Genomic DNA, 2799 nt, shown 5'->3' with positions numbered 1-2799 from the left:
TGCAAGCTCAGGAACATATGGCTTTAGCGTAGGTGTAAGGGCTGATCTTGCTACCACTAAACAAGAGAGCTCTTTAAAACAAACTAGCTCAAATAAATCTAGCCTAAATGCTAAACATATAAATATAAACTCAGCTAAAGATATATCTATCACAGGCTCAGACCTAGCATCTAAAGAGGATACGAGCTTAAACTCAAACAACCTAAACATAAACTCTAGCGAAGATAGTTTAAAATATAAATCAAACACCAAATCACTCACAACAGGATTTGGTTTTACATTTTATGGGGCAAACTCTAGCTCACTAGAGCTTGGAACAAATAGCTTAAAACAAAGCGAACAAAGCCTAATAAATAACAACTCTCATCTTTACTCAGCTAAAGATATGAATATAAACACAGCCAATGATGCAACCATCAAGGGAGCAAATTTAAGAGCTGATGAGAGATTAAATTTAAAAGTAGGAAATAACCTAAGCTTAGAAAGCACCAGAGATATAAAAGATGCTAGCTCTAAAAGCAAGGGTATAAATTTAAGCGTAAGCTACTCTGGAGCAACTAATGCTAAAAACTTCGCATCTGGAGATAGATCTCTAAGCTCTGTTGGAGCAAGCATTAGTAAGTCAAACTCAAACACAAAGATAAAACAGACAAATCTCTCATCTATAACAGCAAATGAGCTAAACGTAGAGGTAGGCAAAAACACTCATCTAAAAGGATCACTACTAGCAGCAGGAGAGTATGATAAAGATAATACCTTTATAGATAACCACAACCTAAATTTAAAAACAAATACCCTAAGCTATGAAAACCTATCAAATACAAGCTATAACAAAGGATCATCTCTTAGCATAGGAGCTAATTATTCAGTAGGTAAAAAAGATGATAGTAAAGTTAGCCAAAGTGATCAAGGCAAATCAGGCTCAAGCTACTCTGGTCTAAAGTCAATAAACTACTCAAACCAAAGAAATTTAAGCTACACACTATCTAAAAACCTAGCAACTCTAGGCAGTGGCAACATAGAGATAGCTGATAAAGATAACTCTGATGATCTAACAAGACTAAATAGAGATACAACTAAACTAACAAAAGATCTAGTAAATACTAGTATAAGCTCAAATGTGGATGGTAGCATGGATTTAAGGGTGTTAACTAAGAGTGGGCAAAAAGAGATAGCAAAAGAGATAGTAGATACTAGCACTATAATAGACGCCATAAAGCAAATATCAACTACAGATAGAGCAAATATATTCTCATTCTTTAAAGAAGTAAGCAAGCAATACAAAGTATTAAATGGTGTTAGAGAAGAGGTGGCAAATTCACCAGAACTACAAGCATTTTTATCTAGCAACACTACAACCGAAGCACAAAGAAAAGAGGCTATGGCACTAGTAACGCTTGCCGTTATGAAGAATTTAGGATATCTACCAAATGATATAAAGGCTATATATACAGATGAAAGAGGGTATAATGGCGAGAAAATACAAGGTTATACAAGCTTGCAAACTGGAGCTAGCTATATAAATTTCAAAAACATAACCAATATGAAAGATCTTGTAAAGACCATAACTCATGAAAACCAAAGATCTATGGATATACAAGATCATAGAGATATAAATAAAAATAGAGATGATGATACTAAGTATGCATCAAATTTCTCAGACTTTGCAACTAGATATTTCTCTCATGCTCTATGGCTAAACGATAAAGGTTTCTCTAAAACACCTTTAACAACAGCTGTAACATCAAGCATGATAAACAACAATAGAGAATTTGCAAAGTTGGATAAGAATTTGGGAGCGAATAGGATGCTAACAAACAATGAATATGATCTTGCAATGGAATTAGCATATAGATATAGCAAAGAAAATAACATACCTTATGCTCAGTCAATAAATCTTTTTATGCTTGCAGCTAAAACAAATGTCGATAAATCTCAAAAAGAAGCTTTTGAACATGTTGTATCTACATTAGAAAGCGCTGATGAAAGCGAGGTGCCTGGATATAGTATAGTGTTTGATAGGGATAAAATAGATGAGGCATATAATATATTGGCAACTACTGCTAAAGAGAGAAATCTGTACTTTACAGACGTTTATAAAGAGGGTATGACGAGTTATCCTTTATACACCGCAACCAAAGAGCAGTATGAGGATAAGCATTGGGACCCGGAGCATACCATAGGACTAGGAGATGCAAGCGATATACTTATACCATTTGCAAAGCCAGCCATCGGTGCTGCAAAACAGCTATCATCAGCTCTGTACTCTAGCTCAAAAAATGTAATAAAAGCTCCATTTGTGGAAATGCAAGCAAGGGTAAATGAAAAACTATTGGCCAATACCCCAAAAGGTGGAACATTAGGTAGTGATGGTATACTAAGACACAATGGCAAAGAGTATGTAGCTCGCAGTTTTGATCTATCAGGAAATAAAGTGATATATGAACAAGTAATAAACAAAAAAGGCACTGGAAATTTTAAAACCACCAACGATAAAGGTTATTTCATAACAGTTCGTAAGCCAAATATATCTGCTCCGGAAAGCAGCTCTAGTACTTTAATAAAAGATATGACAAGAGATATTAAATTTTATGATAGCCCTAAAACCCCAGGTATAGTAGCAGGCACAATTATAGGCGGAGGCATAGATCTTGGATCACAATATATAAATAACGGCAATAGTTTTAAAAATCTTGACTACACCGAAATAATAGTAAATGCATTAGGCGGAGCATATGGTGGAGCTGCTAGCGGTTTATTCTCGGCAATAGGTAGAGGCGCTTTTGTTAACTCATCTAC

The 2799-nt window shown here is 34.9% G+C and carries 1 protein-coding gene; it reads left to right on the top strand.

Going from position 1 to position 2799, the window contains the following annotated elements; translation table 11 throughout:
• Positions 1-2799, top strand: a 2799-nt coding sequence (locus CVT14_RS10490) for a hemagglutinin repeat-containing protein (RefSeq protein WP_199907341.1), incomplete at both ends; no start/stop codon positions are given.

This window comes from Campylobacter concisus (assembly GCF_003048445.1).
Taxonomy (GTDB): domain Bacteria; phylum Campylobacterota; class Campylobacteria; order Campylobacterales; family Campylobacteraceae; genus Campylobacter_A; species Campylobacter_A concisus_BF.
This window is presented reverse-complemented; position numbering and strand designations above follow the sequence as displayed.